This is a genomic window from Variovorax sp. YR216, assembly GCF_900107745.1.
Taxonomy (GTDB): domain Bacteria; phylum Pseudomonadota; class Gammaproteobacteria; order Burkholderiales; family Burkholderiaceae_C; genus Variovorax.
In genome coordinates, this window is the sequence record NZ_FNRO01000004.1 from 509,608 (window position 1) to 534,833 (window position 25,226).

A 25,226-nucleotide genomic window follows, 5' to 3' on the forward strand; every position below is an offset into this window, starting at 1 on the left:
TTCAGGCCGCGACCGGAACGAGCGCTGGCGCATCGGCCTTGCGGCGGCCCAGCTTTCTCTCGCCGACGAGCAGCTGCACGATCACGATGGCCACCGCCATCAGGATCATGAGCACCGTGCAGTACGCGAGCGCGACGCCGTAGTCGCCGTTACCGACGCGGCCGATGATGTAGGTGGTGGCGAGCTCGTTCTCGGCCGTGACCAGGAAGATCACCGCGCTCACCGTCGTCATCGCGCGCACGAAGCTGTAGACCAGCGCCGCCACCAACGCGGGCTTCAAGAGCGGCAGCACGACCTTGAACAGCGTCTGCGAGGTCGACGCGCGCAGCATCAGCGATGCCTCGTCGAGCGAGCGGTCGATCTGCTTGAACGCAGCGGTGCCCGCACGCACGCCGACCGGCAGGTTCCGGAACAGGAAGCACAGCACGATGATGAGCCCGGTGCCGGTAAGCTCCAGCGGCGGCACGTTGAACGCGAGGATGTAGCTCACGCCGAGCACCGTGCCCGGAATCGCGAAGGCCAGCAGCGCCGCGAACTCGAAGGCGCCCTGCCCCCGGAACTCGTTGCGCGCAAGCAGCCATGCAATCAGCAAGCCGAGCCCCGCGGTGAGCGGCGCGGAAATGCCCGCGAGCTTGACCGTCGTGATCAGCGAATTCCATGCGGTGCCCGCCCACACCACGCCGAACTGGCCCCATTCGAGCGCGAACGCCGTCCTGAAGTGATTGAGCGTGAGGGTGTAGTCGCGCCCCCAGGTCTGCACGAAGCCGCCCGCGAAGGCGAACAGATAGACCACCACCGTGAACAGGATCCACGGCAAGGCGATGCAGTAGATCGCGCGCCGCACGCCGTCCGGCAGCGGCATTGCGATGCCGGCATCGCCCTTGCCGCTCACCGTGGTGTAGCTGCGCCGGCCGAGCAGCCCGCGCTGGAGCGCGAACACCGCAAGCGCGAAGATCGTCAGCACCCACGCCAGCGAAGCGGCGCGACCCTGGTCGTACTGCGCACCGACGATCGCGAAGAAGATGTCCGTCGACAGCACCGAGAACTGCCCGCCGACCACGATCGGGTTGCCGAAGTCCGCGATGCTTTCGATGAAGCCGACGAGGAACGCATTCGCGAGCCCCGGCTTGATGAGCGGCAGCGTGATCGTGAAGAAGGCGCGGCGACGGTCCGCGCGCAGCATCAGCGCCGCCTCCTCAAGGCTCGGAGCAACACCCTGCACCACGCCGCGCATGATCATGAAGGCGATCGGCGTGAAGGCGAAGAGCTGGGCGACCAGCACGCCCGACATGCCGTAGAACCAGCGCGTGGGCTCGATGCCGAAGGCGCTCTCGAGCACCTGGTTGACCACGCCCGCACGGCCGAACAGCAGGATCAGTCCCAGGCCGACCACGAACGGCGGCGTGATGATCGGCAGCAGCGCGAGCACGCGCAAGGGCGCCTGCCAGCGCCGGCTGCCACGCTCGGCCATCAGCGCCATCAGCGTGCCGAGAAAGGTCGTGCCCGCCGCGGTGAGCAGTGCGAGCACCAGCGTGTTCCATGCCACGCCGCAGCGAACCCCGCCCGAGAGGCAGCCCAGCCCCCAGACCCGCTCCGTGGCAATGCGCGCAAGGAATGCAGCGGATGACCAGCGCCCATCCTCATCGAGAAAGGCCCCGGCCAACGCCTTGCTCACCGGGTAGGCGATGAACACCGCCATCAGCACACCGGACGCGATCACCGCGCCCGCAACGAACAGATCGCCCTTGAAAAAGCCCAGGCGCGCGATCCCGAACGCCGCGAGCAGCACCAACGCGGAGAACGCCACGAACCCGCCCGCGCCCATGCCGAACTGGTTGACCGGCAGCTCGCCGAGCTGCGTGTTGAGGATCGCGAGCGACCAGCCCTTCGCGCCAATCAGAAAGCCGCTCAACGCGAGGCCGATGCTCCCCACCGCGCCGCCGATGAACAGCAGGCGCCCCTGCGCGCGCCCGGCGCGCAGCAAGGCACCGAACAGGCACAAGCCCAGCCCGATGAGCCCGATGTAGAGCCAGCTGCGCCCCTGGAACGCCGCCTGCATCACGCCATTGGCGGCTTCGCCGTCGCCGAACACCTGCGGGATCGTCTCGTACCACGCGGTGTCCTGGATCGCATACCACGGCAATGCGAGGTACCCGACCAGGCCCGCGACGATGCAGGTCCAGATCGATCGATTGGGGCTGCGCCGCCCTTGCGAGATCGACGACACGCTAGCGCGGCAGCGAGTTGACGTCCTTTTCCCAGCGCGCGATCAGGCGCTTGCGCTCGGCGCTCGCACCGTACTTCGCGTAGTCGTAGTTGATCATCTTGATCTTCTTGAAGTCAGGCACGTTGGGGTCGACCGGCGTGGCCTTGTTCGAAGGCAGCTGGTACTGCTTTGCCGCCGCACCGAAAGTCTGGGCCTGCGGCGTGAGCGCCCATTCATAGAACTTCTTCGCCTGTTCGAGATTGCGTGCGCCCTTCACGATGCTCATCGAGCCGATCTCGGCGCCAGTGCCTTCGGAGGGCGTCGTGGTCTCGACCGGGAAGCCCTGCATCTTCTCCTGCGGCGCGTCGTGGATGAAGCTGATCGACACCGCCGTCTCGCCGCGCGCCACCGCCTTGATCGGCCCGGTGCCCGAGCGCGTGTACTGGCCCACGTTTCGATGCAGGCCCTTGAGGTATTCGAACGCCTTGTCCTCGCCCATCAACTGAACGAGCGTCGCGATCATGGTGTAGGCCGTGCCACTCGATGCCGGATTGGCCACCTGGATGTCGCCCTTGTATTCGGGCTTGAGCAGATCGGCCCAGCTGCGCGGCACCGCGAGCTTCTTCTTCTGGATGAGCTCGGTGTTGTAGCCGAAGCCCAGCGGGCCCGAGTAGATGCCAACGGTCCTGTAGCCCGACTGCTGCGCCTGCTGCTGTGCCCACGGATAGAGCTGCGGCAGCGTGGGCGACTTGTATTCGAGCGTGAGGCCCATCTCGGCCGCCTGCAGGTGCGGATCGCCGGTGCCGCCGAACCACACGTCGGTCTTCGGGTTGTCCTTCTCCGCGATGAGCTGCGCGAGCGCTTCGCCCGAGCCCTTGAGCGACATGTTGAGCTTGACGCCGGTGGTGCGCGCGTACACCGTCGCGATCATGTTGCACCACTCGGCCTGCACCGAGCAGATCACGTTGACGGTCTGCGCCGATGCGCCCGCCGAAGCGCCGATCAATGCCGCTGCAGTTGCCATTTGCAAGGTTTGCACGAGCTTGTTCTTCATGGGGTCCTCGTTGAAAACAAAAATGGCCCCGCGGGCCGTCTTCAGCTTATCGCGGAGTCATCAATGGCCGGATCGGTACAAGTACCATTCGCTGGCAAGCTTCATGCTCGCGCCTTCGCAACCCTAGGGATGTATCCATGAGTTTCGATCTCGTACTTTTTGGCGGCACCGGCGACCTCGCATGGCGCAAGTTGATGCCGGCGCTGTTCCAGGCATTCCGGCACGGCACATTGCCCGAAGGCGGCCGCATCATCGGCATCGCGCGCGACGAGTTGGACGATGACGCCTACCGCAAGTTGATCCAGGATCGTTTCAACGCAGTCGAAGGCGCCAAGCGGCCTTCGCCCGACGAGTTCAAGAAGTTTGCGTCCCTGCTCTACTACCTGCGCATGGATCTTTCGCAACCGGCGGATTACCAAAAACTCGCCGAGGTGTTGAAAGCGCGCAACGCCCATGTGGTCGTGATGTACCTTGCGACCGCGCCTGCGCTCTTCACGCAGGTGGTCGAACAGATCGCGGCCGCCGGCCTCAACGGCGAGCAGACGCGCCTGGTGCTCGAAAAGCCGCTGGGCCACGACCTCGCATCCAACCGCGCAATCAACAGCGCGGTGCGCAAGGTACTTGCCGAACAGCAGGTGTTCCGCATCGACCACTACCTCGGCAAGCCTTCGGTTCAGAACCTGTTCGCGATGCGCTTCGGCAATGCGCTGTTCGAGCCGATCTGGCGCCGCGAGCACATCGCCAACATCCAGATCACGATCGCGGAAGACCTCGGCGTCGAGAAGCGCGGGGCCTTCTACGACCAGACCGGCGCACTGCGTGACATGGTGCAGAACCATGCGCTGCAACTGGTCTGCGCAGTCGGCATGGAGCCGCCGATCAACGCTCACGCCGATGCGATCCGCGACGAGAAGCTCAAGGTGCTGCGCGCGCTCAAGCCGTGGACTGCGGAGTCGATCGGAATGCATGCGATCCGCGGGCAGTACACCGCGGGCACCGCCTATGGCGAGCGCGTGCAGGGCTATCGCGACGAGCCCGGCGTCGATCCCGACAGCCGCACCGAAACCTTCGTCGCGCTGCGCACCGAGATCGCCAACTGGCGCTGGGCCGGCGTGCCGCTCTATATCCGCACCGGCAAGCGGCTTGCGTCGCGCGATGCGCGCATCGAGGTCAGCTTCCGGCAGACGCCGCACGCGATCTTCCGCGCGCCGACGAACGCGGTGAACAAGCTGGTCATCAACCTTCAGCCCAAGGACGGGCTCGAGCTCCACATGCTCGCGCAGGCGCAGGACAACCGGCAGCGCAACGGCAACCGGCATGCGGGGCCGCAGCTCGCCCCGGTGCAGCTCGATCTCGACTTCGACAAGCGCTTCGGCTCGGAACGCGTCGGGGCGTACGAACGCCTGCTGCTCGACGTGATCGATGGGCGGCTGAACCTCTTCGTGCGCAGCGACGAGCAGGAAGAGGCATGGCGCTGGGTCGAGCCACTGATCGAGAGCTGGAACTCCGACGGCGCGCCACGCCCCTATGCAGCGGGCAATTGGGGCCCCAGTGCCTCGAGCGCCATGATCGCCCGCGACGGCTACGCCTGGGGCGAGGAACAGTAGCCTAGGCCCGACCCTCTTCGACCGCGTGGCAGGCCACCTGCACGCCGCGCAATGACTGCAGCGGCGGGCGTTCCGCCTTGCAGCGCTCGTTGGCGAGCGGACAGCGCGGATGGAAGGTGCAACCCGACGGCGGATTCAATGGGTTCGGCACCTCGCCCTGCACCGGCGTGCGCGAGCGACCGACGTGCTTCATCTGCGGAATCGCATCGAGCAGCATGCGTGTGTACGGGTGCTGCGGCGACTCGAAGAGCTTGTGCTTGTCGGCCAGCTCGACCAGCCGCCCGAGATACATCACGCCCACCTGGTCCGCCACGTGCCGCACCACCGCGAGGTTGTGCGAGATGAAGAGATAGGTCAGCCCCTGCTGCCGCTGCAGGTCCTTCATGATGTTGAGCACCTGCGCCTGCACGCTCACGTCGAGCGCGGAGGTCGGCTCGTCGCAGACGAGGAATTCAGGCTGCGTCGCCAGCGCACGGGCGATCGAGATGCGCTGACGCTGCCCGCCGGAAAACTGGTGCGGGTACTTCACCATGTCGGCCGGGCTCAGGCCCACGGACTTCAACAGCTCGCCCACACGCGCCTTCAGCGCCGGGCCTTCCTTGAGGAGGCCGTGCTCGCGCAAGGGCTCGCCGATGATCGCTTCGACGGTCCAGCGCGGATTGAGGCTCGCGTAGGGGTCCTGGAAGATCATCTGGATGCGCCGCCGCAGCACACGCCCCCCGGGGCTCTTGTAGGCCGCATGCACGTCCTGTCCGTCGAAATGCATGCCGCCGCGCGAGGGCTCGTAGAGGCCCACGAGCAATCGCGCCACCGTGCTCTTGCCGCAGCCGGATTCGCCGACCAGCGCCATCGTCTTGCCGCGCTCGATCGAGAAACTCACGCCGTCGACAGCCCGCAGCAGCACGCGCGGCTTGCGCTCCAGCACCCGGTTGAGCCAGGGCGGCGATACGTCGAAATTCTTGGCCAGGTCGTTGGCCTGTACCAATGCACTCATGCTGTTTCTCCGTAGGCCGGCGCGGCCTCGTGCAACCAGCAAGCAGCCCGCGTGGCGCCCGCGTTCATCAGGTCCGGGCGATCGATCCGGCAACGATCGAAGACGCGCGGGCAGCGCGGATTGAACGCGCAGCCGCTCGGGATCGCATTGAGCCGCGGCATGGCGCCGTCGATCTGGTTGAGGCGTTCGCGGTCCATCGTCATGTCGGGGATCGAGGCCATCAGGCCCGAGGTGTAGGGATGCGCCGGCTGGTGGATCACCTCCTGCACTGGCCCGATCTCCGCGATGCGTCCCGCATACATCACGGCCACGCGGTCGCAGGTTTCGGCGATCACGCCCATGTCGTGCGTGATCAGCATCACCGCCGCGCCGCGCTCCTTGCAGATGCCCTTGAGCAACTGGATGATCTGCGCCTGGATCGACACATCCAGCGCGGTGGTCGGCTCGTCGGCCACGATCAGCTTGGGCTCTGCCGCGAGAGCCAGGGCGATCACCACGCGCTGGCGCATGCCGCCGGAGAACTGGTGCGGATAGTGGTCGATGCGCTGCGCGGCGCCGGGGATGCCGGTGTCTTCCAGCAACCCGATCGCGCGCCGCCGTGCCTCCTGCTCGTTGACTGGCAGGTGCGTGCGAATGGTCTCGGTGAGTTGCCGACCGATCGTGTAGAGCGGGTTGAGCGAGGTCAGCGGGTCCTGGAAGATCGCCCCGATCTTGCGGCCGCGGATGTGTCGCATTGCTTCGTGGCCGAGGTTGTCGATGCGGTGGCCTTCGAGGCGGATCTCGCCGCCGGCCACGCGGCCCGGCGGCTCCAGCAGGCCAATGATGGCTGCGCCGGTGAGCGACTTGCCCGCGCCGGATTCTCCGACCACCCCGAGGATTTCGCCGGGCGCGATGTCGAAGGAGATGTCGTCGAGCGCACGCAGCGTGCCGTGCCGGTGCGGGAACTCGACCACGAGGTTGCTGACTTGAAGGAGGCTCATTCGATCGGCTCCAGGCTCAGCGCAGACGAGGATTGAGCGCGTCGCGCAGCCAGTCGCCCAAGAGGTTCACGCTCAGGGCAATCAGCACCAGCATGAGGCCCGGGAAGACCGTGATCCACCATTCGCCGGAGAACAGGTAGTCGCGCCCGGTATTGATCAGCGTCCCCAGCGAAGGCGAGGTCGGCGGCACGCCGACACCGAGGAAGGACAAGGTGGCCTCGGTGATGATCGCGGTGGCGACGTGAATCGTCGCCAGCACCAGCACCGGACCCATCACGTTGGGCAGCACGTGCCGCAACATGATCCGCACGGGCGGCACGCCGGTGACGCGCGCGGCCTGCACGTATTCCTTGTGGCGCTCGACGAGCGTGGATCCACGCACCGTGCGCGCGTACTGCACCCAGCCCGCGAGCGAGATCGAGATGATGAGAACACCGAAGGCGAGCGAGCCGTGCGCGTCGGGAAAGAGCGCGCGCCCGATGCCGGCGATCAGCAGCGCGATCAGGATCGGCGGAAAGGACAGCATCACGTCGCACAGCCGCATCAGGAAGGCATCGAGCCATCCGCCGAAGAAGCCCGCGGCGAGGCCGAGCACCACGCCGACCAGCAGCGAGAGCAGCACCGACACCAGCCCGACCACGAGCGAGATCCGCGCGCCATACATCAGCGCCGAGAGGATGTCGCGACCCTGGTCATCGGTGCCGAGCAGGTACTTGGTCGTGCCTTCGGCACTCCATGCGGGAGGCAGCCGCGCATCGCTCAGTTCGAGCACCGCAAGGTTGAAGGGGTCGTGCGGCGACACCCAATTGGCGAAGACCGCGCAGAAGATGCAGACGAAGGCGATCACCGCCGCAAGCATCGCCACGGGCGAGTTGCGGAAACTGTAGCCAACGTCGCTGTCGAGCCAGCGGGCAATTCTCTTGTTCATCGTTGTGTTCCACCGCGCTTCGCGCGACACGCGACCCGCGACATCGGCACAGCCAAGCCCAGGAAGCCCGCGGAACCGGCTTGGCCGGGCCGCTGGGCTTGCCCCCGGAAGGGGGTGTCAGAGCCACACGAAGTGGGCGAGGCTGGGGGTGAGCTCAAGGCTGCTGCGGCTTGATGCTCATCCACTTGAAGAACATGAAGTTGTCGGCGAGTTGCGTGAGCTCGACCTTCTTGCTCACGCCCCAAGCGAGCGACTGCTGATGCAGCGGCAGGTGGCCGACGTCGTCCGAGTGGATCTTGAAGGCCTCCTTGATCATCTCGTCGCGCTTGGCCTTGTCGGTCTCGGACTGGATCTTCCGGGTCAGCTCGTCAAGCTTCGGGTTGCAGTACGAGCCGAGGTTGAACTGGCCGGTGCCCTTGTCGTCCGGACAGGCCATCAGCGAGCTCAGCGCGTTGTGCGAATCGTAGGTGGTCGGCGTCCAGCCGAGCATGTAGAAGCTGGTGTCGCGGCGCAGCACCTTCGGGAAATAGCTGCCCTTGGTCTCGGCCACGAGGTTGATCTTGACACCGATCCGTGCCAGGCCGGCAGCGACGCCCTGGCAGATCTGCGCGTCGTTCACATAACGATCGTTCGGGCAGTTCATCGACACTTCGAAGCCGTTGGGATAGCCCGCGTCGGCCAGCAGCTTCTTGGCCGCGTCGATGTCGTAGGGCAGGCGCTTGTCCTGCGCCTCGCTCCAGCCGTTGATGCCGGGGCCGACCATCAACGCGGTCGGTCGCGACGCGCCGCGCATCACGGTGCGCTGGATGCCGGCGATGTCGATGGCCTGGTAGAAGGCCTGGCGCACGCGCTTGTCCTTGAAGGGGTTCTTGCCCTTCACGTTCGAATAGAGCAGCTCGTCGCGCTTCTGGTCCATGCCCAGGAAGATGGTGCGCAGTTCGGGGCCGGTGATCACACGGGCGTTCGGGCTCGAATTGATGCGCGCGATGTCCTGCACGGGAACCGGCTCCATCACGTCGACTTCACCGGAGATGAGCGCGGCGACGCGCGTCGCGGGGTTGGCGATCGGCGTGAAGACGATCTCCTGCGCATTGCCTTCGATCTTGCCCCAGTAGGTCGGATTGCGCGTGAACACGGTACGCACGTCGGGCTGGCGTTCACGTACGCGGAACGGACCGGTGCCGTTGGCCTTGAAGGATGCGGTGTTCTCGACGCCCTTGCGCTTGTCGACCGGCTTGGCGGCGCCGTTCTCCTCGCACCACTTCTTGCTCATGATCATCGTCAGCGTGATCACGTCGGGGAGGATCGGGAACGGGCCATTGGTTTCGATCTCGATCGCGTGGTCGCCGACCTTGCGCACCTCCTTGATGTCGCTGAGCGTGGCCTTCATGTCGGAGCCGTCGCCCTTGGCACGTGCAAAGCTGAAGACCACGTCGTCGGCGGTGAACGGCGTGCCGTCATGGAAGGTCACGCCCTTGCGCAGCTCGAAGCGCCACACGCTCGGCGAGGTCTGCTTCCAGCTCGTGGCAAGCAGCGGCGCGAGGCTCAGATCCTTGTTGCGGCCCACGAGCGGCTCGTAGGCATTCGCCGTCACGCTCAGCTGCAGCGATTCGTTGAGCGAGTGCGGATCGAGCGAGAGTGCGTCCCCCTGGTTCGCGATGCGAATGGTTTGCGCGCCGGCCACCAGGCTCGTGGCCGTCAGCACCGACAGGATCGCCGCGGCGACCACGTTTTTCTTCAGACTCATGAGAAGCACTCCTCTGGGTTGGAAAGGTTCAAGACGCCGTCTGGGCCATCTTGCTTCTTGGACTGCCGGCCTCGGCGGCCAGCGGCATGCCCTGCTCGATCAGACCCGCATGCAGCGCGGCGCCGAGCGGCAGGATTTCATCGTTGAAGTCGTAGCGGCTGTTGTGCAGGAAGGCACCACCCTTCGCGTCCTGGCCGATGCGCAGGTAGGCGCCCTTCTTCTTCTGCAGCATGAACGAAAAATCCTCGGCACCCATGCTGGGCTCCATGTTGCGCTCGACGTTGTGGGCACCGACCAGCGACTGGGCGACATCGCCCGCGAACTGCGCCTCGGGCGCGGTGTTGATGGTGGCCGGATAGATGCGCTCGAACTTCACATGCGCGGTCGCGCCAAAGCCCGCAGCGACCGCGGTGCACAGCTCGGCAAGGCGGCGCTCGACCTGCTCCTGCACGCGCGAGCTGAAAGTGCGCACCGTACCCACCAGGGTCGCTTTGCCCGGCACCACGGCCATCGCGCTGAGGTCGCCGGCCTGTACCGCGCAGACGCTGATCACTGCCGCATCGATCGGCCGCACATTGCGCGACACGATGCTCTGCACCGCGGTGATGATGTGCGCCGAAACCACCACCGGGTCGATGGTGAGATAGGCGTGCGCACCATGTCCGCCCTTGCCCGTGACCTCGATCGTGATGCGATCGGCCGCGGCCATCATCGCGCCGCGGTTGATGCCGACGGTGCCGGCCGGCAACCCGGGCCAGTTGTGCATCGCGTAGACCGAATCCACCGGGAAGCGATCGAACAGGCCGTCTTCGATCATCACGCGCGCGCCGGCGAAGCCCTCCTCGCCGGGTTGGAAGATCAGCACTGCGGTGCCGTCGAAGTTGCGCGTCTCTGCCAGGTAGCGTGCGGCGCCGACGAGCATCGCGGTGTGGCCGTCGTGCCCACAGCCGTGCATCAGGCCGTTCTTGGCCGAGCGCCACGCGAAGTCGTTGTCTTCGCACATGGGAAGCGCGTCCATGTCGGCGCGCAGGCCGATCATGCGACCGCTTTCGGTCGAGCGTCCGCGGATCACACCGACCACGCCGGTCTTGCCGATGGCCGTGTGGATCTCGTCGACGCCGCAGGCCCGCAGCGCCTCGGTCACGCGACCGGCGGTGTAGACCTCCTCGAAGCCGAGCTCGGGATGTGCATGCAGGTCGCGCCGGAACGCAGTGATCTCGGGATAGAAGCGGGCGATGTGCGCAAACGCTCGTCCGGAGGCTTGCAAACGGGGTTCAGTCATCAGTGTCCTCCTGCAGTGCCGACACGCAAGCGTGGATCGACGACGAAATAGAGCAGATCGACCACGAGATTGATGACGACGAAGATCAGTGCGATGAGGCAGAGATAAGCGGCCATCACCGGAATGTCGGCGAAGGTCACCGCCTGAATGAACAGCAGTCCCATGCCCGGCCACTGGAAGACCGACTCGGTGATGATCGAGAAAGCGATGAGCCCCCCGAGCTGGAGCCCCGTGATGGTCATCACAGGCACCAGGGTGTTCTTCAGTGCATGGCCGAAGTGGATCGCACGGTCGGAGAGCCCCCGTGCGCGAGCGAACTTGATGTAGTCGGTGCGCAGCACTTCGAGCATCTCCGACCGGACGAGACGCATGATCAGCGTGAGCTGAAAGATCGCGAGCGTTGCCGCCGGCAACACGATGTGCGTCCACCCGTCGGCGCGCAACAACCCGGTGCTCCACCAGCCGAATCGAACGACCTCGCCGCGCCCGAAGCTCGGAAGCCATCCGAGCAAGACCGCGAAGACGAGGATCAGCAGGATGCCGACCAGAAAGGGCGGCAACGAAACACCGAGGAGCGAGAGTGTCATGAGCACCTGGCTCATGAAGCTGCCACGCTGCAAGGCGGCGTAGACACCCATCGGCACGCCGATCACAAGCGCAAGGACGGCAGCGACCATCGCAAGTTCGAGCGTGGCCGGGAAGCGCTCTGCGATCAATCGCGACACCTTCGCACCTTGCCTCAGGCTCAGGCCGAATTCGCCCTGCGATGCGTTGACGAGGAAATGCCAGAACTGCACGAAGAAGGGCTGGTCGAGCCCCAGCGAAGCGCGCAGCTCGCGGATCTGCTCGGGCTTGGCATCCTGCCCGAGCAGGAACACCACCGGATCACCGACGTACTGGAAAAGGAGGAAGGCGATGAAGGCAACCGCGACCATGACGATCACGGCCTGAATCAGGCGACGCAGTACGAAAGCGATCATTCAGCAGATGAAGTGTTCATCGATGCTAGCAGGAGCAAGGTGTATGCCCATGCAGGAGTTCCCCAGTGTGGTGCGGCTGCACATGCCACTGCCGAAATGAAAAAAGCCACTCGACTTTCGTCGAGTGGCTTTCAAGAACTTCCCGTTGAAGCTGGCTTAAGCCAGCGTCAGATCAGAAAGCGTGACGGATACCGAGGTCGTAGCCGACCGAGCTGGTCGGGTGCGTTGTACCGATCGCAGCTTGGGCAGCCGCATTGTTGGCGGTGGTGCCCGACGGTGCGTAGAAGCTGCCGGCAGTAGCCAGACCCGTGCTGGTGAACAGCTCGTTGTCCTTGTTGTTCACGTAGGCAACGGTTGCGTACAGGGCGGTGCGCTTCGACAGGTTGTGCACGTAGCCGAGCGCGAACTTGTCAGCCTTCGGATCCTTCAGACCAAAGATCTGGTTGGCTTGCGCCAGCTGGGCGTTGCTCAGGGGCAGGTCGCTGTACTTCACGCCCGAGTACGAAGCGCGGATCAGGCCAGGGCCGACCGGCACGGTCACGCCAACGAGCCAACCCTTGGCACCCGGATCGGTGAACTGGAACACGTTGGTGATGGCCAGCGGATTCGAGTAGTCGGTCTTGTTCTTGGCGTGCGAGTACTCGCCGAACAGCTTCACGACGCCGAAGTCGTACGAAGCGCCGAGGTTGAAGGACTGAAGCGTGCTCGTCGTGCCAGCGAAGAAGTTGTCCGAGTTCGTGGCTTCGCCGTAGGCAGCTGCAACGTCCAGCGGGCCGTTCGCGTAGCCGAAGCGGCCACCGACGTAACGACCAGCGCGCTGGGTGTTCGCAACGTCAGGCGTCAGAGCAGCGTTGTCGTACTTCGTCGCTTCGTTGAACGCGTACATGACCTGGCCATAGAAGCCACCCAGGTTCGGCGGCAGGAAGTAGCCCACCGAGTTGCTGGCGCGAACATACATATTGTTCGCTTGGAAGCCCGTCGGAGAATTGGAACCACCGAAGCCGCCGTTGGCCGTGAAGATCAGGTTCGTACCAACGCCGTTGGTGCCGAACGGATCGAACACGGTGTCATTCCAGAAGGTCGGGGTGTAGTCACGGCCGAGGCGGACTTCACCGAATGCGCCCGACAGGCTCACCGTCGAACGGCGGTTGAAGAGACCGGTCACGGTCGAGCCCGAATTCGCGATGTTGCCGCCCGTGTTGCCGTCGTCGTTCGACAGACCGGCTTCGAGCCAGAAGCTAGCAGCCAGACCGCCACCCAGATCTTCCGTGCCACGGAAGCCAAGACGGCTGCTGTTGTAGCCGGAGTTCGTCAGTTGGTTCTTCTGAACCTTGACTTCTTGGCCGAAGATATTTTCCGACTTGTTCTGGTAGCCGCTGAAAGCAGCGTCGACCACGCCGAACAGCGTCACGGACGACTGGGCCGAAGCAACGCCGGCAACAGCCAGAGCAGCCAGGGCGACTAGAGATTTTTTCATTGCAAGTTTCTCCAAGGTTAAACATAGGGCTCCGGTGCGAAGGGCTCACCGTGACTGGCACTTCTGTGCACCCACCGGACCCCGGGCCAACCTCCTTTTGGGAAGTTGACGCTATTGCACCAGAGCCGCTTCGCAAGGGCAAAACAAATCGCCCGAAATGTCGGCTGGGCTCGACGTTTCGTTGCACGACTGCAACAAAGCATCTCGAACCCGTGGCGTACCGCAATGCAAAACCTGGCCCGCACGATTTGTGTCCTTTTGTAGATCGGTTCCAATTGCCCGATGAACCGATCGCTCGACTCCGTCCTGTCGGTGGCAGACGCGGCACTGCGCACCCTTTTCGCCACGCCGCACGCGACGCGGCCGACACCATCGCCGGACACGCCGCCCGGCGCATTGACCGATGCCGAGCGCCGCGAGGCCGGCGCGCTCATGCGCGTCAACCATGTGGGAGAAGTCTGCGCGCAGGCGCTCTATACCGCGCAGGCCGCGGTGACCCGGGATCCCGCGCTGCGCATGCATTTCAACGATGCCGCGCGCGAGGAGACCGACCATCTCGCGTGGACGCAGCAGAGACTGGACGAGTTGGGTTCGCGCCCGTCCGTGCTGAATCCGGTCTGGTACATCGGCGCGTTCGGCCTCGGTCTGGTTGCAGGGCGGCTCGGCGACGCGCTCAGCCTGGGATTCGTCGCCGAGACCGAGCGACAGGTGGAAGCCCATCTCGACGGCCATCTAGACCGATTGCCCACCGGCGATACGGCATCGCGGGCCGTGATCGACCAGATGAAGTTGGATGAAGCGCGCCATGCCAGTCAAGCATGGAGTGCAGGCGCCAAGGAACTACCGCCGCCGGCCAAGATGCTGATGCGCGCAGCGGCCAAGGTGATGACGACCGTCGCCCACCGCATCTGACGGGTCTGACGGCTCGCGAGGGACGTCCTCTCTTTACAAGTCGATCAGATCGAAACTGGTCGTGATCTCGGCCGTCTTTCCCAGCATCACGCTGGCCGAGCAATAAGTGTCGTGGCTCAAGGCAATGGCGCGCTCCACCGCGGCGGCCGGAATGCCTTTGCCCGCCACGGTGAAGTGCATGTGGATCTTGGTGAAGACCTTGGGGTCCTTCTCTGCGCGCTCGCTGGTGAGCTTGACGCTGCAGCGTTCGACTTGATGCCGGCCGCGCTTGAGGATCAGCACGACGTCATACGCGGTGCATCCGCCCGTGCCCGCAAGGAGCGTCTCCATGGGGCGCGGTGCCAGGTTCTGACCACCGTTCTCGGGCTTTGCCGCGTCGGGCGCACCATCCATCATCAGGACATGGCCGGTCCCGGTCTCGGCAATGAAGCCCATCGCCGATCGCGCGCCGGCATTTCCGGTCCAACTCACAGTACATTCCATCTTCACTGGCTCCAAAGGGTCCACGACCGCACGCAAAAACAGAAAATTCGTACGGCGGCGTGAATTTGTGTTCGAAAAGCGTCACTCGCTTGTTGCAATGCAACAAACAGTCGATATACTTTATTTCATCGCACACGAAGGCGTGTGCACCGGTTGTCTCCTCCACCCTCCCAATTGGTGGATTTAGCCCCGAGCCGCAAGGCCCGGGGCTTTTTTCTTGGCGCAACCGGCCGCGGACGAGAGGCCTATGATCGCGGCCCTATGTCCAGCAACCCGAATCCGCCAGCCCAGACGCTCACCCCCGCCGACTACCTCAAGCGCATCCTCACCGCGCGCGTCTACGACGTGGCTGTCGAATCCGCGCTCGAGCCGGCGCGCGCGCTGAGCGCAAGGCTCGGCAACACGGTGCTGCTCAAGCGCGAAGACCAGCAGCCCGTCTTCAGCTTCAAGCTGCGCGGCGCCTACAACAAGATGGCGCACCTGAGCCCCGAGCAACTCGCAAACGGCGTGATCTGCGCCTCGGCGGGCAATCATGCCCAGGGCGTGGCGCTGGGCGCCAGAAAGCTCGGCGCCCGCGCGGTGGTCGTGATGCCGGTCACGACGCCTCAATTGAAGATCGATGCGGTGCGCGCACTCGGCGGCGAGGTGCATCTGCATGGCGACAGCTACTCGGACGCCTACGTCTATGCCCTCGAGCAGCAGAAGGCGCATGGCCTGACCTTCGTCCATCCCTTCGACGATCCGGACGTCATCGCGGGGCAGGGCACGATCGCCATGGAGATCCTCCGCCAGCACCAGGGGCCGCTCGACGCGGTCTTCGTCGCGATCGGCGGTGGCGGCCTCATCGCGGGCGTGGCCAGCTACATCAAGGCGCTGCGGCCGGAGATCAAGGTGATCGGCGTCCAGATGAACGATTCGGACGCCATGATCCAGTCGGTCGCCGCGAAAGAACGTGTGGCGCTTCCCGACGTGGGCCTCTTCTCCGACGGCACTGCGGTCAAGCTGGTCGGCGAGGAGACCTTCCGGCTGGCATCGGGACTGGTCGATGAATACATCGCCGTCGATACCGACGCCGTTTGCGCCGCCATCAAGGACATCTTCATCGACACCCGCAGCATCGTCGAACCCGCGGGCGCGCTCGCTGTCGCCGCGATCAAGCAATATGTCGAGGAGCGCGGCACGCGTGGCGAGACCTACGCCGCCATCCTGTGCGGCGCCAACATGAATTTCGACCGGCTGCGCTTCGTCGCGGAGCGCGCGGAGGTCGGCGAGGAGCGCGAGGCGCTGTTTGCGGTCACCATTCCCGAGGAACGCGGCAGCTTTCGCCGCTTCTGCGAACTAGTCGGGCAGTTGCCGGGCGCTTCGCGCAACGTCACCGAGTTCAACTACCGCATCAGCGACTCGAAGGAAGCGCACGTCTTCGTCGGGCTGACCACCACAGCGCGGGGCGAATCGAAGACGATCGCGGATACCTTCGTGGCGCACGGCTTTGGCGCCATCGACCTCACGCACGACGAGCTCGCGAAGGAGCACATCCGTCACCTCGTCGGCGGTCGCACGGGCCTCGCGCACGACGAGCGGCTGTTGCGGTTCGTGTTCCCGGAGCGACCCGGCGCCCTGCTGAAGTTCCTGAGCCTGCTGCGGCCGAACTGGAACATCAGCCTCTTCCACTACCGAAACCAGGGCGCCGATTACGGGCGCATCCTCGTCGGACTGCAGGTTCCTGCGACCGACAACGCGGCCTTCGACGAATTCCTCCAGACGCTGGGCTACCCCTTCGTCGAGGAAACCCAGAACCCCGCGTACCGACTGTTCCTGCAGGCCTGAGCTGGCGCGCTCAACTCGGCTCGGCCGGCGGCGCCATCACCGGCGCGACGCCTGGCGTGGGGAAATTCGGCGGGAACGGCGGTGGGGCCGTGATGGCGGGCGGCGCACCCGCCGGTGACGGCGGTGCTGCCACAGCCGGTTGCGTCGGCGCCACCGCGGCGGGCTGAGGTGGAGCCGCCAGAGCTGGCTGCAGCGGCGGCTGGAGCGGCCGCGACGGCGACGGCATCGCCAAAGGCCGCGTCGGCAGTTGCAGCGTCAAGGCCGCCTTGCCATCAGCGCTTGGGCCGAGCGCGGCCCCGCGCGTCGTCACGGACTGAAGCACGAATCCGTCAACCACCTTGGCACCGACCTTGAACGGGCGCGCAGGCTTTCCATCGACCGCGATGAGCGCTGCGCCCTGCTGGTCCGCATCCGCGACCACGCCGAGCAGCGCGAAGCGACTTGCCGCCTCGGGTGTGGCGGCCACGGGCTGGTTCGAAACAGCGCCCAGCATCTGCGCCACGGCCGCCGGATCGGGCTCCAGCGGGGCCTTGACGACAGCAGGCGGTGCAACTGCGTCGGAGGGCGCCGTCAATCTCAGGCCCCAGAACACGACGCTCGCTGCCGCGAGCGCCCAGATACCGGCTGTCGCAGTGGCTGCGGGCCATCGGGCAGGTGCGTAAGGGACTGACATAAGGCCGGATTATCATTCAGCGAACACGGCGAGCGCCGCCCTCCCCCACGGGTTTCTCATTCAAATCCATGCCCCTCTCCCACCGCTCCATTTCACGCACCCTGCAGCGCGGCTTCACGCTGATCGAACTGATGGTGGTGCTGGTCATCATCGGCGTGCTCGCTGCACTGATCGTTCCCAACGTCATCGAACGCGCGGACGACGCACGCGTGACCGCAGCCAAGACCGACATCAACAACCTGATGCAGGCGCTCAAGCTCTACCGGCTGGACAACCAGCGCTACCCGACCGCGGAGCAAGGGCTGCAGGCACTGGTCGCGCGCCCGACCACCGGGCCGGCGGCGCCCAACTGGAAGCCCTATATCGACAAGCTGCCCAACGACCCATGGGGCCACCCCTACCAGTTCATGAATCCGGGCATCAAGGGCGAGGTCGACGTGCTTTCGCTCGGCGCCGACGGCCAGCCCGGCGGCGAGGGCAAGAATGCCGACATCGGCAGTTGGCAGTAGGCGCGGCTGGCGACCTTTCCAGCGGGTACGCCGCGCAGGTCGCGGGTTCACGCTGCTCGAGCTGCTGGTCGTGATTGCGATCATCGCGGTCGCTACCGCGGGCGTGAGCTTCGCGATGCGCGATTCCGCCCAGGCCGCGCTCGATCGCGAAGCGGAAAGGCTCGCAGCCCTGCTCGAATCGGCGCGCGCGCAATCGCGTGCGAGCGGCATCGTCGTGCGCTGGCGGCCGACGCCCGAAGGGCCCGGCAACTTCGCCTTCGACGGCCTGCCCGTCGGCACGCTGCCGACCATGTGGCTCAACGAAGGCATCGCGGCCCAGCCGATGACGGCGGGCCGGGTGGCGATGCCGGCGCTGCAGCTCGGGCCCGATCCGATCATTCCATCCCAACAGGTGCTGCTGACCTCCGAGACGCTGCCCAACCGCAGCCTGATCGTCGGCACCGATGGCCTGCGGCCGTTCACGGTGATGACGCCATGAAACGCGTGCGTCAGGCCGGCTTCACGCTGATCGAGGTGCTGGTCGCGCTGGGCATCGTCGCGATTGCGCTCGCCGCGGGCACGCAGGCGAGCATGGCACTCACCCGCAATGCACAGCGCCAGTCCGATGTGATGCTGGCCCAGATCTGCGCCGAGAACGAGCTCATCAAGACCCGCCTCGCCAAGCAGCTGCCCGCGGTCGGCGACGCCGGCTCCACCTGCGTGCAGGCAGAAGCCACATTCGGCGTCACCGTCTCGACCACCGCCACGCTGAACCCCAACTTCCGCCGCGTGGACGTGCAGGTGGTGGATGTGGACCAGGCGCCGGTGCTGCGCATTTCAACCGTCGTGGGGCGCTACTGATGCGTCGCTCGCACGGCTTCACGCTCATCGAGCTGCTGGTCGCAATCGCGGTCATGTCGCTGCTCGCGATCATGAGCTGGCGCGGCCTCGACGGCATGGCCCGCGCACAGGCACAGAACCGCGAGCGCGGGGATGCGGTGCTCACCCTGCAGACCGCCCTGACCCAATGGGGCGCCGACCTCGATGCCACGGTGGCGCTGTCGCGGATCAGCGCCATCGACTGGGATGGCCGCGTGCTGCGCATGACCCGCCGCAGCACCGATGGCAACACGCCGCGCATCCATGTCGTGGCCTGGACGCTGCTGACGGACCCGGCGACGGGTACCCGGTGGCGCCGCTGGCAATCGCCGGGATTCACCACCCAGCCCGAGTGGCAGCAGGCATGGGATCGCGCAGCGGCGTGGGCGCAGGGCAGTTCCACCGACGCGGGCGACGCCCAGGTCGACCTGCTGCCGCTCGCCGAATGGCGCGTCTACTACTTCCGGAACGACACCTGGAGCCCGGCGGTCAGCGCCGAAGCGCTCGGCACCAGCACTCCCTTGCCTGACGGCGTCAGGCTGGTCATCAGCATTCCCCAGGGTGCACCGCTGTCGGGCACGATCACGCGCGACTGGGTGCGCCCTTCCGTCACCGTGCCCAAGTCATGAAGCGAACCCAGCGCGGCGCGGCCCTGTTGACCGCCATGCTCACCGTGACGCTGGTCGCGACCTTCGCGGCGGCCGCGCTCTGGCAGCAATGGCGCTCCACGGAAATCGAAGGCGCCGAGCGCGCGCGCGTGCAGTCGGGCTGGATCCTGATCGGGGCGCTGGACTGGTCGCGGCTGATCCTGCGCGAAGACGCGCGCGCCAGTTCCGCCTCCGGCGGCGCCGACCATCTCGCCGAACCGTGGGCCGTCCCGCTGGCGGAGGCCAAGCTGTCGAGCTTCCTGGCGGCCGACAAGAACATTTCCAGCGACGCGCTCGAGGGGCTGCCGGATGCCTTTCTTTCGGGCCAGATCATCGACGCGCAATCCAAGCTCAACGTGCTGAACCTGGTCGACGGCGGCAAGCCGGTGGAATCGGCCGTCACCGCGTTCACCAGGCTCTTCCAGTTGCTGGATTTGCCGGCCGGCGAGGTCAGCGTGCTCGTCAGCAACCTGCAGCGCGCATTGCCACCGGCCGCGGCCACGAGCACCAGCAGCACGGGAACGGCCAGCACCACGACAACGGGAACGACTTCGACCACCTCGACCGGGTCGGCTTCCACGACGTCAACGACCGGCACGACTGGCACCACGACCGCGAGCAACAGCCCGGGCACCGGGCCGCTGATGCCCCAGCACACCTACCAGCTGGTCTGGCTCGGCCTGTCGTCGTCGACCGCGGCGGCGCTGGAGCCGTACGTGACGGTGCTTCCGGTGAAAACGCCGCTCAACCTCAACACCGCCAGCGCCGAGGCAATCTACGCGAGTGCGCCAAAACTCGACATGGCCAGCGCCAAGCGGCTGGTCGAGCGCCGCGCCCGAAGCTATTTCCGAAGCCCGGCCGATGCCAGTGCGCTGGTACAGGAAAGCTCCACGCAGTTCACCGACACCAACCAGTACAGCGTGGCCACCAGCTACTTCGAAGTACAGGCCCGCCTGCGGCTCGACAACGCCTGGGTCGAGGAGCGAACCCTGCTCCAGAGAGACAACCTCGATGTCCGCATCGTGTGGCGGGAGCGTGGCGCCGGCGCCACGGTCCTGCCGCCGAAATCCTGACGGCTGAGTCCACCTGGCGTTGATTGGGTCAAGAATATTTGCAACGCCCGTAGCTCCTGTATGGGACGCTATCAAATCTGTAGCGGCAATTGTCGTCCCGCACCTACAATGACGACCCTTTTTCTCCCTCCATAACCGTGCTGCTTGTAACTATTCCTCTCACATCCGGTTCGGCGACCGCCGAATACGGCTGGGCGGATTGGTCCAGCGACGGGCGCAAGCTGCATGCCCAGGGGACTGCGCCCGCAGCGCTGTTGCCGCCCGGCGATGAAGTCGTGCTCGGGGTGCCGATCGCGGCGCTTTCCTGGCACCAGGTCACGCTGCCACAGGGCAGCATGAGCGGCGGCGCCCGGCTGCGCTCCGTGCTCAACGGCCTGCTCGAGGACCACCTCCTCGACGATCCTGAATCCCTGCATTTCGCGCTGGAGCCCGGCGCGCACGTCGGCGCCCCGGTCTGGGTGGCGGCCTGCAGCCGGATCTGGCTGCGCAGTGCCGTCCAGGCCCTGGAAGCGGCCGGCCGCCGCGTGACGCGCATCATTCCCGAATTCGCCCCCGCGCCCGCGGACGGTCCCTCGATGCTCTTCGTCGTCGGCGAGCCCGACGCGGCGGTCTGCGTGATCACCGGTCCTGATGGCGTGGCGACGCTGCCCTTCGACAGCGCGGGCCTCGCGGTAGCGGGCACGCTTGCGCCCGGCACCAGCGCGCTGGCCGAACCCGCGGTCTCCGAGCTGGCCGAAAGCGTCCTCGGCCAGCGCGTGCCGATCGTCAAGCCGGCGGAGCGCTGGCTCCAGGCCAGCGAGTCGCCCTGGGACCTCGCGCAATTCGATCTCGCCTCCACCGGACGCGCCCGTGCGAGCAAGAAGCTCGCGGCGATCTCGCGCGAACTGTGGCGCGGCCGCCGGTGGCGCGCGGCGCGCTGGGGTGCGGCGGTGCTGGTGCTGGCGCAGCTCGTCGGTCTCAACGCATGGGCCTGGAAGGAGCGCAGCGCGCTCGAAGCCAAGCGCGCTGCGGTGCGCAACGTGCTCACGCAGACCTTTCCCTCGGTGCAGCTCGTGGTCGATGCCCCGGTCCAGATGTCGCGCGAAGTCGCGGCGCTGCAGCAGGCGACCGGCGGCGTCACCGCCGGCGATTTCGAACCCATGCTGGGTGCGCTCTCGGCAAGCCTGCCGCGCGGGCGCGTGCCGACGGCCATCGATTTCGGCGGCGGCCAGCTTCGCCTGCGCGGCCTGGGCTTGCAGCCATCCGAACTGACCAGCGTGACCTCGGCGCTGTCTTCGCGCGGCTACAGCGCGCGCAGCGAAGGCGATCTCCTGCTCGTGCAGGCGGAGGCGACGCGATGAAGTGGACCCAGACCCTCGAAGCCCGCTGGCAGGCCTGGTGGCCTGAACTGGGCGCGCGCGAGCAGCGCCTGGTCATCGCCGCCGGTGCGCTGGTGGCGGTTGCCCTGTTCTGGTGGATCGGCCTTGCGCCGGCACTGCGCACGCTGTCTTCCGCCCCTGCCGAACATGCGCAGCTCGATGCGCAACTGCAGAACATGATGAACCTGCGGACGCAGGCCAAGGCCCTGCAATCGCAACCGCGCGCAAGCCGCGACGACGCCATGCGCAGCCTCGAAACCTCGGTGCGCGAGGACTTGCGCGGCACGGGGCAGCTGCAATCCGCGGGCGTCGGCGAAGGCGCGACCATCGCGGTGCGCGGCGCATCCGCCGAAACGCTGGCGCAATGGTTTACGCAAGTGCGCAGCAATGCCCGGGCGGTTCCGCGCGAGGTCCACCTGACGCGCAACACGCAGCAAGGCGGCAAGTCGCCGGGCACCACGGGTTCCGCGGGCGCCGAGCCTTCGGGCTCGCGCTGGGATGGCACCCTCGTCATGAGCCTGCCGGCACGCTGACCATGGCCGCACGACGCCCCGCCCAAAACTCCGACGGCGCCTCCGGCTGGCGCTGGGCGGCACTCGGCGGGCTGGTCGGGGTCATCTTCGCGCTCGCCTTCTTCGCGCCGGCACGCTGGCTGGCGGCCGGGCTGTCCCAGTGGAGCAACGGTCACCTGAAGCTGGTCAACGCGCGCGGCACGGTCTGGACCGGCACCGCGGGACTGGTGTTCTCGAGCGGCGCGGGCGGCGCCGAGGCGATCTCGCTGCCGGGCACGCTCGGCTGGACGCTGCGCCCACGCTGGGACGGCGTCACTGCAGCACTCGACCTGCCGTGCTGCGCCGCCAAGCCGCTGGAGTTCAGCGCGCGGCCGCGTCCCGGAGGGCTCGAACTCGCATGGCGCGACGGTCAGTCGCGCTGGCCTGCCGCACTGCTGACCGGCTTTGGCGCCCCCTGGAACACGCTCAAGCTCGACGGCACCATGGACGTCTCGATGCAGGCCTTCAGCCTGCGCTGGAACGGCCCTCAACTCGCACTCGCAGGCCGCGCGGTCCTCGACGCGACCGACATTTCCTCGAGTCTCTCGACCCTGAAGCCCATGGGCAGTTACCGGGTGGCCCTCGAGGGCGGCCCGTCGCCGAGCCTGCTCCTGACCACCCGCGAGGGCAGCGGCCTGCAGCTCAGCGGCAGCGGCCGATGGAATGGCAGCGCACTGCACTTCGACGGCGAGGCCAGCGCCGCGCCAGGCCGCGAAGACGCACTCTCGAATCTGTTGAACATCATCGGGCGACGCGAAGGCGCACGCTCGCTCATCACACTGGGATGATCATGAAGAAGCCCAAGACTTCGTACGGTGCACGCATCGGCACCATCGCGCTCGCCGCACAGATGCTGGTGGGAGCGTGCATCCCGTCGGCATTCGCGCAGGACCTTCCGCGGCGCGGCGAACCGATCACGCTGAACTTCACCAACGCCGAGATCGAATCGGTCGCCCGCACCATGGCGGTGGTGACCGGCCGCGACGTGGTGGTCGATCCGCGCGTGAAGGGCACCGTCACGCTGCAGACCGACCGCGCGATCCTGCCCGAGGCAGCGTTCAACCAGTTCGCCGCCGCGCTGCGGCTGCAGGGCTTCGCGGTCGTGCAGTCCGAGGGGCTCTACAAGATCGTGCCCGAGGCCGATGCCAAGCTGCAGAGCACCACGGTGACCGCGGCCACGCCCGTCACGTCGAGCGTGAGCGGCAACCAGATCGTCACGCAGATCTTCAAGCTCAACTACGAGTCGGCCAACAACCTGCTGCCGGTGCTGCGCCCGCTGATCGCGCCGAACAACACGATCAACGTGAACCCTGGCAACAACTCGCTGGTCATCACCGACTACGCCGAGAACATGCGCCGCCTGGCCCGCATCATCGCCTCGCTCGATTTGCCGAATGCATCGGACATCGAGGTGATTCCGCTCAAGCATTCGGTCGCGACGGACCTGGCGCCGCTCGTGACCCGGCTCGTCGAAGGCGGCTCGGGCACCGCTGGCGCGCCGGCCGGCGCACCGGGCACCGCCGACGCATCGTTCCGGACCACGCTGCTGGCCGAGCCGCGCAGCAATTCGCTGATCCTGCGCGCCGCCAATCCTGCCCGTGCGCAACTCGTCCGCACGCTGGTCGAGAAGCTCGACCGCGCACCCACCGACAACGGCAACGGCGCCGCGGGCAATGTGTACGTCGTCTATCTGAAGAACGCCGACGCGGTGAAGCTCGCGGCGACGCTGCGCGCGGCGATCGCCGCGCAGGGAGGCGATCGAAGCGCCGGTGCGAGCTCCGTGAGCCCGGTCACCGGGGGGACGCAGCCCGCGGCGCAACTCAATGCGGCGCAGGGCACCTCGGGGGCCTCGATGCAGGCGACTGCGCCGGTGAACAACGCGAACCAGCCGTCGACCGGCGGCCAGATCCAGGCCGACCCCTCGACGAACTCGCTGATCATCACCGCGGCGGAGCCCCAGTACCGCCAGCTGCGCGCCGTCATCGACAAGCTCGACGGCCGACGCGCGCAAGTCATGATCGAGGCCCTGATCATCGAGGTCAGCGCCACGCGGGCCGCCGAGTTCGGCGTCCAGTGGCAAACCGCGGTCGGCAACCGCGGCGTGATCGGCACCAACTCCAGCCTCACCGGCGCGAACATCCTGGCGCTGACCGCGGCGCTCGCGACCGGCACCACGTCGGCGCTGACGACCCTCGGCACCGGCATGAACATCGGCATCGGACGCCAGACCTCCAGCGGCTTCATCATCAACGCGATCGCCAACTTCCTCGCCCAGAACAAGGAAGGCAACCTGCTCTCGAAGCCGAACCTGCTGACCCTCGACAACGAGGAAGCAAAGATCGTGATCGGCCAGAACGTGCCCTTCGTCACCGGCCAGTTCACGAACACGGGCGCCTCGAACGGCTCGGTCAACCCGTTCCAGACCATCGAGCGCAAGGACGTCGGCCTGACCTTGCGGGTGCGCCCACAGATCAACGAGAACGGCACCATCAAGATGGTCGTCTTCCAGGAAACGTCGACGGTGCAGGCGGGTACCGAGAACGCGCTCAACGGCCCGACCACCAACAAGCGCTCGATCGAATCGAGCGTGCTGGTCGAAGACGGCGGCCTCGTGATGCTGGGCGGCCTGCTGTCGGACAACTACAGCAACAGTCTGGAGAAGGTCCCGCTCGCCGGCGACATCCCGATCCTGGGCAATCTCTTCAAGAACGAGACCCGCTCACGCGAGAAGGTCAACCTGATGATGTTCCTGCGCCCCGTCGTGGTTCGAGACGGCGCCACCACCGACGCCCTGGCCTACGATCGCTACCAGATGATTCAGAGCGCCCAGCAGCAAGTACAGCCCGAAGGCGGCAACGTCATGCTGAACAACGTGCCCGAGTCCGGCGTCATACCGCCGGTGCCGGTTCGCCCGACGAGCAGCAGCAGCGGTGGTGGTGGCAGCGGCGGGTTCGAGGGCACGGTGCTCATTCCGCCGCCCACACCGACGTCGACACGGCTCGCGCCGTCGCCGCTCAGGGGCGCCCTGCCAGCGACGGCCGACCCCGCGAGCTCACGCGAATTGCCGTAACGAGGGCAAA

General features: G+C 66.4%; 23 protein-coding genes. 12 read left to right on the plus strand and 11 right to left on the minus strand.

From position 1 onward, the window contains the following. Nucleotide 1: 1 nt before the first annotated feature. Both BLW05_RS15790 and BLW05_RS15795 read right to left on the minus strand, forming a co-directional pair. Complete coding sequence (locus BLW05_RS15790) at nucleotides 2–2,218, minus strand: ABC transporter permease (protein ID WP_371126945.1); 2,217 nt, start codon at nucleotides 2,216–2,218, stop codon at nucleotides 2–4. A 10-nt stretch (nucleotides 2,219–2,228) separates the two neighbouring features. Then, entirely contained in the window at nucleotides 2,229–3,260 is a 1,032-nt protein-coding gene (locus BLW05_RS15795) for an ABC transporter substrate-binding protein (protein ID WP_093163923.1), read from the minus strand. A gap of 137 nt (nucleotides 3,261–3,397) precedes the next feature. On the opposite strand from BLW05_RS15795, the gene zwf reads away from it, so the two are divergent. After that, on the plus strand, nucleotides 3,398–4,867 hold the full coding sequence (zwf, locus tag BLW05_RS15800; RefSeq protein WP_093163925.1) for a glucose-6-phosphate dehydrogenase: 1,470 nt from the start codon (nucleotides 3,398–3,400) through the stop codon (nucleotides 4,865–4,867). A 1-nt stretch (nucleotide 4,868) separates the two neighbouring features. Here zwf and BLW05_RS15805 read toward each other — a convergent pair whose 3' ends face one another. The 7 genes from BLW05_RS15805 to BLW05_RS15835 form a co-directional block, all read right to left on the minus strand. Then, a complete protein-coding gene (locus BLW05_RS15805; protein WP_093163926.1) occupies nucleotides 4,869–5,861 on the minus strand; it encodes an ABC transporter ATP-binding protein in 993 nt (330 codons plus the stop codon). Beyond that, nucleotides 5,858–6,841 (minus strand): ABC transporter ATP-binding protein, encoded by a 984-nt coding sequence (locus BLW05_RS15810; protein ID WP_093163928.1) that lies wholly within the window; start codon nucleotides 6,839–6,841, stop codon nucleotides 5,858–5,860. The genes BLW05_RS15805 and BLW05_RS15810 overlap by 4 nt, the downstream gene beginning before the upstream one ends. A 16-nt stretch (nucleotides 6,842–6,857) precedes the next feature. Further along, nucleotides 6,858–7,769, minus strand: coding sequence for an ABC transporter permease (locus BLW05_RS15815; RefSeq protein WP_093163930.1), 912 nt, complete (start codon nucleotides 7,767–7,769; stop codon nucleotides 6,858–6,860). A gap of 154 nt (nucleotides 7,770–7,923) precedes the next feature. Beyond that, nucleotides 7,924–9,516 (minus strand): ABC transporter substrate-binding protein, encoded by a 1,593-nt coding sequence (locus BLW05_RS15820; protein WP_093163932.1) that lies wholly within the window; start codon nucleotides 9,514–9,516, stop codon nucleotides 7,924–7,926. Nucleotides 9,517–9,544: 28 nt separating this feature from the next. After that, the gene (locus BLW05_RS15825) at nucleotides 9,545–10,798 is read right to left on the minus strand and encodes a M20 aminoacylase family protein (RefSeq protein WP_093163934.1); all 1,254 of its coding nucleotides are present in this window, start codon (nucleotides 10,796–10,798) and stop codon (nucleotides 9,545–9,547) included. Further along, the gene (locus BLW05_RS15830) at nucleotides 10,798–11,778 is read right to left on the minus strand and encodes an ABC transporter permease (protein WP_093163936.1); all 981 of its coding nucleotides are present in this window, start codon (nucleotides 11,776–11,778) and stop codon (nucleotides 10,798–10,800) included. The genes BLW05_RS15825 and BLW05_RS15830 overlap by 1 nt, the downstream gene beginning before the upstream one ends. Nucleotides 11,779–11,950: 172 nt before the next feature. Further along, nucleotides 11,951–13,255, minus strand: a complete 1,305-nt coding sequence (locus BLW05_RS15835) for a porin (RefSeq protein WP_093163938.1) — start codon at nucleotides 13,253–13,255, stop codon at nucleotides 11,951–11,953. 282 nt (nucleotides 13,256–13,537) lie between these two features. On the opposite strand from BLW05_RS15835, the gene coq7 reads away from it, so the two are divergent. Continuing rightward, nucleotides 13,538–14,167, plus strand: a complete 630-nt coding sequence (gene coq7 / locus BLW05_RS15840; protein ID WP_093163939.1) for a 2-polyprenyl-3-methyl-6-methoxy-1,4-benzoquinone monooxygenase — start codon at nucleotides 13,538–13,540, stop codon at nucleotides 14,165–14,167. A 33-nt stretch (nucleotides 14,168–14,200) separates the two neighbouring features. Here coq7 and BLW05_RS15845 read toward each other — a convergent pair whose 3' ends face one another. After that, on the minus strand, nucleotides 14,201–14,650 hold the full coding sequence (locus BLW05_RS15845; protein ID WP_093163941.1) for an OsmC family protein: 450 nt from the start codon (nucleotides 14,648–14,650) through the stop codon (nucleotides 14,201–14,203). A gap of 261 nt (nucleotides 14,651–14,911) precedes the next feature. Here BLW05_RS15845 and ilvA point away from each other — a divergent pair, with 261 nt between their 5' ends. Beyond that, nucleotides 14,912–16,477: a threonine ammonia-lyase, biosynthetic gene (gene ilvA / locus BLW05_RS15850; RefSeq protein ID WP_093163943.1), complete on the plus strand. Its 1,566-nt coding sequence runs from the start codon at nucleotides 14,912–14,914 to the stop codon at nucleotides 16,475–16,477. 10 nt (nucleotides 16,478–16,487) lie between these two features. Here the strand turns inward: ilvA and BLW05_RS15855 are convergent, their stop codons facing one another. Further along, complete coding sequence (locus BLW05_RS15855; protein ID WP_093163945.1) at nucleotides 16,488–17,150, minus strand: type II secretion system protein N; 663 nt, start codon at nucleotides 17,148–17,150, stop codon at nucleotides 16,488–16,490. A gap of 68 nt (nucleotides 17,151–17,218) precedes the next feature. Between BLW05_RS15855 and gspG the strand changes: the two genes are divergently transcribed. The 9 genes from gspG (at nucleotide 17,219) to gspD (ending at nucleotide 25,216) form a co-directional block, all read left to right on the plus strand. Then, the gene (gene gspG, locus BLW05_RS15860; protein WP_093163947.1) at nucleotides 17,219–17,659 is read left to right on the plus strand and encodes a type II secretion system major pseudopilin GspG; all 441 of its coding nucleotides are present in this window, start codon (nucleotides 17,219–17,221) and stop codon (nucleotides 17,657–17,659) included. Further along, a complete protein-coding gene (locus tag BLW05_RS15865; protein WP_093163949.1) occupies nucleotides 17,634–18,137 on the plus strand; it encodes a pilus assembly FimT family protein in 504 nt (167 codons plus the stop codon). The genes gspG and BLW05_RS15865 overlap by 26 nt, the downstream gene beginning before the upstream one ends. After that, on the plus strand, nucleotides 18,134–18,499 hold the full coding sequence (gspI, locus tag BLW05_RS15870; RefSeq protein WP_093163951.1) for a type II secretion system minor pseudopilin GspI: 366 nt from the start codon (nucleotides 18,134–18,136) through the stop codon (nucleotides 18,497–18,499). Before BLW05_RS15865 ends, gspI begins: the two co-directional genes overlap by 4 nt. Then, on the plus strand, nucleotides 18,499–19,146 hold the full coding sequence (locus BLW05_RS15875) for a PulJ/GspJ family protein (protein ID WP_093163953.1): 648 nt from the start codon (nucleotides 18,499–18,501) through the stop codon (nucleotides 19,144–19,146). The genes gspI and BLW05_RS15875 overlap by 1 nt, the downstream gene beginning before the upstream one ends. Continuing rightward, nucleotides 19,143–20,237, plus strand: coding sequence for a type II secretion system minor pseudopilin GspK (gspK, locus tag BLW05_RS15880; RefSeq protein ID WP_093163955.1), 1,095 nt, complete (start codon nucleotides 19,143–19,145; stop codon nucleotides 20,235–20,237). Before BLW05_RS15875 ends, gspK begins: the two co-directional genes overlap by 4 nt. 131 nt (nucleotides 20,238–20,368) lie before the next feature. Beyond that, the gene (gene gspL / locus BLW05_RS15885) at nucleotides 20,369–21,577 is read left to right on the plus strand and encodes a type II secretion system protein GspL (RefSeq protein WP_093164090.1); all 1,209 of its coding nucleotides are present in this window, start codon (nucleotides 20,369–20,371) and stop codon (nucleotides 21,575–21,577) included. After that, nucleotides 21,574–22,128, plus strand: coding sequence for a type II secretion system protein GspM (gene gspM, locus BLW05_RS15890; RefSeq protein ID WP_093163957.1), 555 nt, complete (start codon nucleotides 21,574–21,576; stop codon nucleotides 22,126–22,128). Before gspL ends, gspM begins: the two co-directional genes overlap by 4 nt. Before the next feature lie 2 nt (nucleotides 22,129–22,130). Next, nucleotides 22,131–22,934, plus strand: coding sequence for a type II secretion system protein N (gene gspN / locus BLW05_RS15895; protein ID WP_093163959.1), 804 nt, complete (start codon nucleotides 22,131–22,133; stop codon nucleotides 22,932–22,934). Nucleotides 22,935–22,936: 2 nt separating this feature from the next. After that, complete coding sequence (gene gspD / locus BLW05_RS15900; protein WP_093164092.1) at nucleotides 22,937–25,216, plus strand: type II secretion system secretin GspD; 2,280 nt, start codon at nucleotides 22,937–22,939, stop codon at nucleotides 25,214–25,216. The last annotated feature ends 10 nt before the right edge of the window (nucleotides 25,217–25,226 follow it).

What these genes read in the sequence shown, in the direction of transcription:
- BLW05_RS15825 (WP_093163934.1), bottom strand. Translation starts at nt 10,798, where the DNA reads ATGACTGAACCCCGTTTGCAAGCCTCCGGACGAGCGTTTGCGCACATC.
- BLW05_RS15845 (WP_093163941.1), bottom strand. Translation starts at nt 14,650, where the DNA reads ATGGAATGTACTGTGAGTTGGACCGGAAATGCCGGCGCGCGATCGGCG.
- gspG (WP_093163947.1), top strand. Translation starts at nt 17,219, where the DNA reads ATGCCCCTCTCCCACCGCTCCATTTCACGCACCCTGCAGCGCGGCTTC.
- zwf (WP_093163925.1), top strand. Translation starts at nt 3,398, where the DNA reads ATGAGTTTCGATCTCGTACTTTTTGGCGGCACCGGCGACCTCGCATGG.
- gspN (WP_093163959.1), top strand. Translation starts at nt 22,131, where the DNA reads ATGGCCGCACGACGCCCCGCCCAAAACTCCGACGGCGCCTCCGGCTGG.
- BLW05_RS15795 (WP_093163923.1), bottom strand. Translation starts at nt 3,260, where the DNA reads ATGAAGAACAAGCTCGTGCAAACCTTGCAAATGGCAACTGCAGCGGCA.
- BLW05_RS15815 (WP_093163930.1), bottom strand. Translation starts at nt 7,769, where the DNA reads ATGAACAAGAGAATTGCCCGCTGGCTCGACAGCGACGTTGGCTACAGT.
- BLW05_RS15830 (WP_093163936.1), bottom strand. Translation starts at nt 11,778, where the DNA reads ATGATCGCTTTCGTACTGCGTCGCCTGATTCAGGCCGTGATCGTCATG.
- BLW05_RS15820 (WP_093163932.1), bottom strand. Translation starts at nt 9,516, where the DNA reads ATGAGTCTGAAGAAAAACGTGGTCGCCGCGGCGATCCTGTCGGTGCTG.
- gspK (WP_093163955.1), top strand. Translation starts at nt 19,143, where the DNA reads ATGAAGCGAACCCAGCGCGGCGCGGCCCTGTTGACCGCCATGCTCACC.
- BLW05_RS15835 (WP_093163938.1), bottom strand. Translation starts at nt 13,255, where the DNA reads ATGAAAAAATCTCTAGTCGCCCTGGCTGCTCTGGCTGTTGCCGGCGTT.
- coq7 (WP_093163939.1), top strand. Translation starts at nt 13,538, where the DNA reads ATGAACCGATCGCTCGACTCCGTCCTGTCGGTGGCAGACGCGGCACTG.
- BLW05_RS15865 (WP_093163949.1), top strand. Translation starts at nt 17,634, where the DNA reads ATGCCGACATCGGCAGTTGGCAGTAGGCGCGGCTGGCGACCTTTCCAG.
- gspI (WP_093163951.1), top strand. Translation starts at nt 18,134, where the DNA reads ATGAAACGCGTGCGTCAGGCCGGCTTCACGCTGATCGAGGTGCTGGTC.
- BLW05_RS15855 (WP_093163945.1), bottom strand. Translation starts at nt 17,150, where the DNA reads ATGTCAGTCCCTTACGCACCTGCCCGATGGCCCGCAGCCACTGCGACA.
- gspD (WP_093164092.1), top strand. Translation starts at nt 22,937, where the DNA reads ATGAAGAAGCCCAAGACTTCGTACGGTGCACGCATCGGCACCATCGCG.
- ilvA (WP_093163943.1), top strand. Translation starts at nt 14,912, where the DNA reads ATGTCCAGCAACCCGAATCCGCCAGCCCAGACGCTCACCCCCGCCGAC.
- gspM (WP_093163957.1), top strand. Translation starts at nt 21,574, where the DNA reads ATGAAGTGGACCCAGACCCTCGAAGCCCGCTGGCAGGCCTGGTGGCCT.
- BLW05_RS15875 (WP_093163953.1), top strand. Translation starts at nt 18,499, where the DNA reads ATGCGTCGCTCGCACGGCTTCACGCTCATCGAGCTGCTGGTCGCAATC.
- BLW05_RS15805 (WP_093163926.1), bottom strand. Translation starts at nt 5,861, where the DNA reads ATGAGTGCATTGGTACAGGCCAACGACCTGGCCAAGAATTTCGACGTA.
- BLW05_RS15810 (WP_093163928.1), bottom strand. Translation starts at nt 6,841, where the DNA reads ATGAGCCTCCTTCAAGTCAGCAACCTCGTGGTCGAGTTCCCGCACCGG.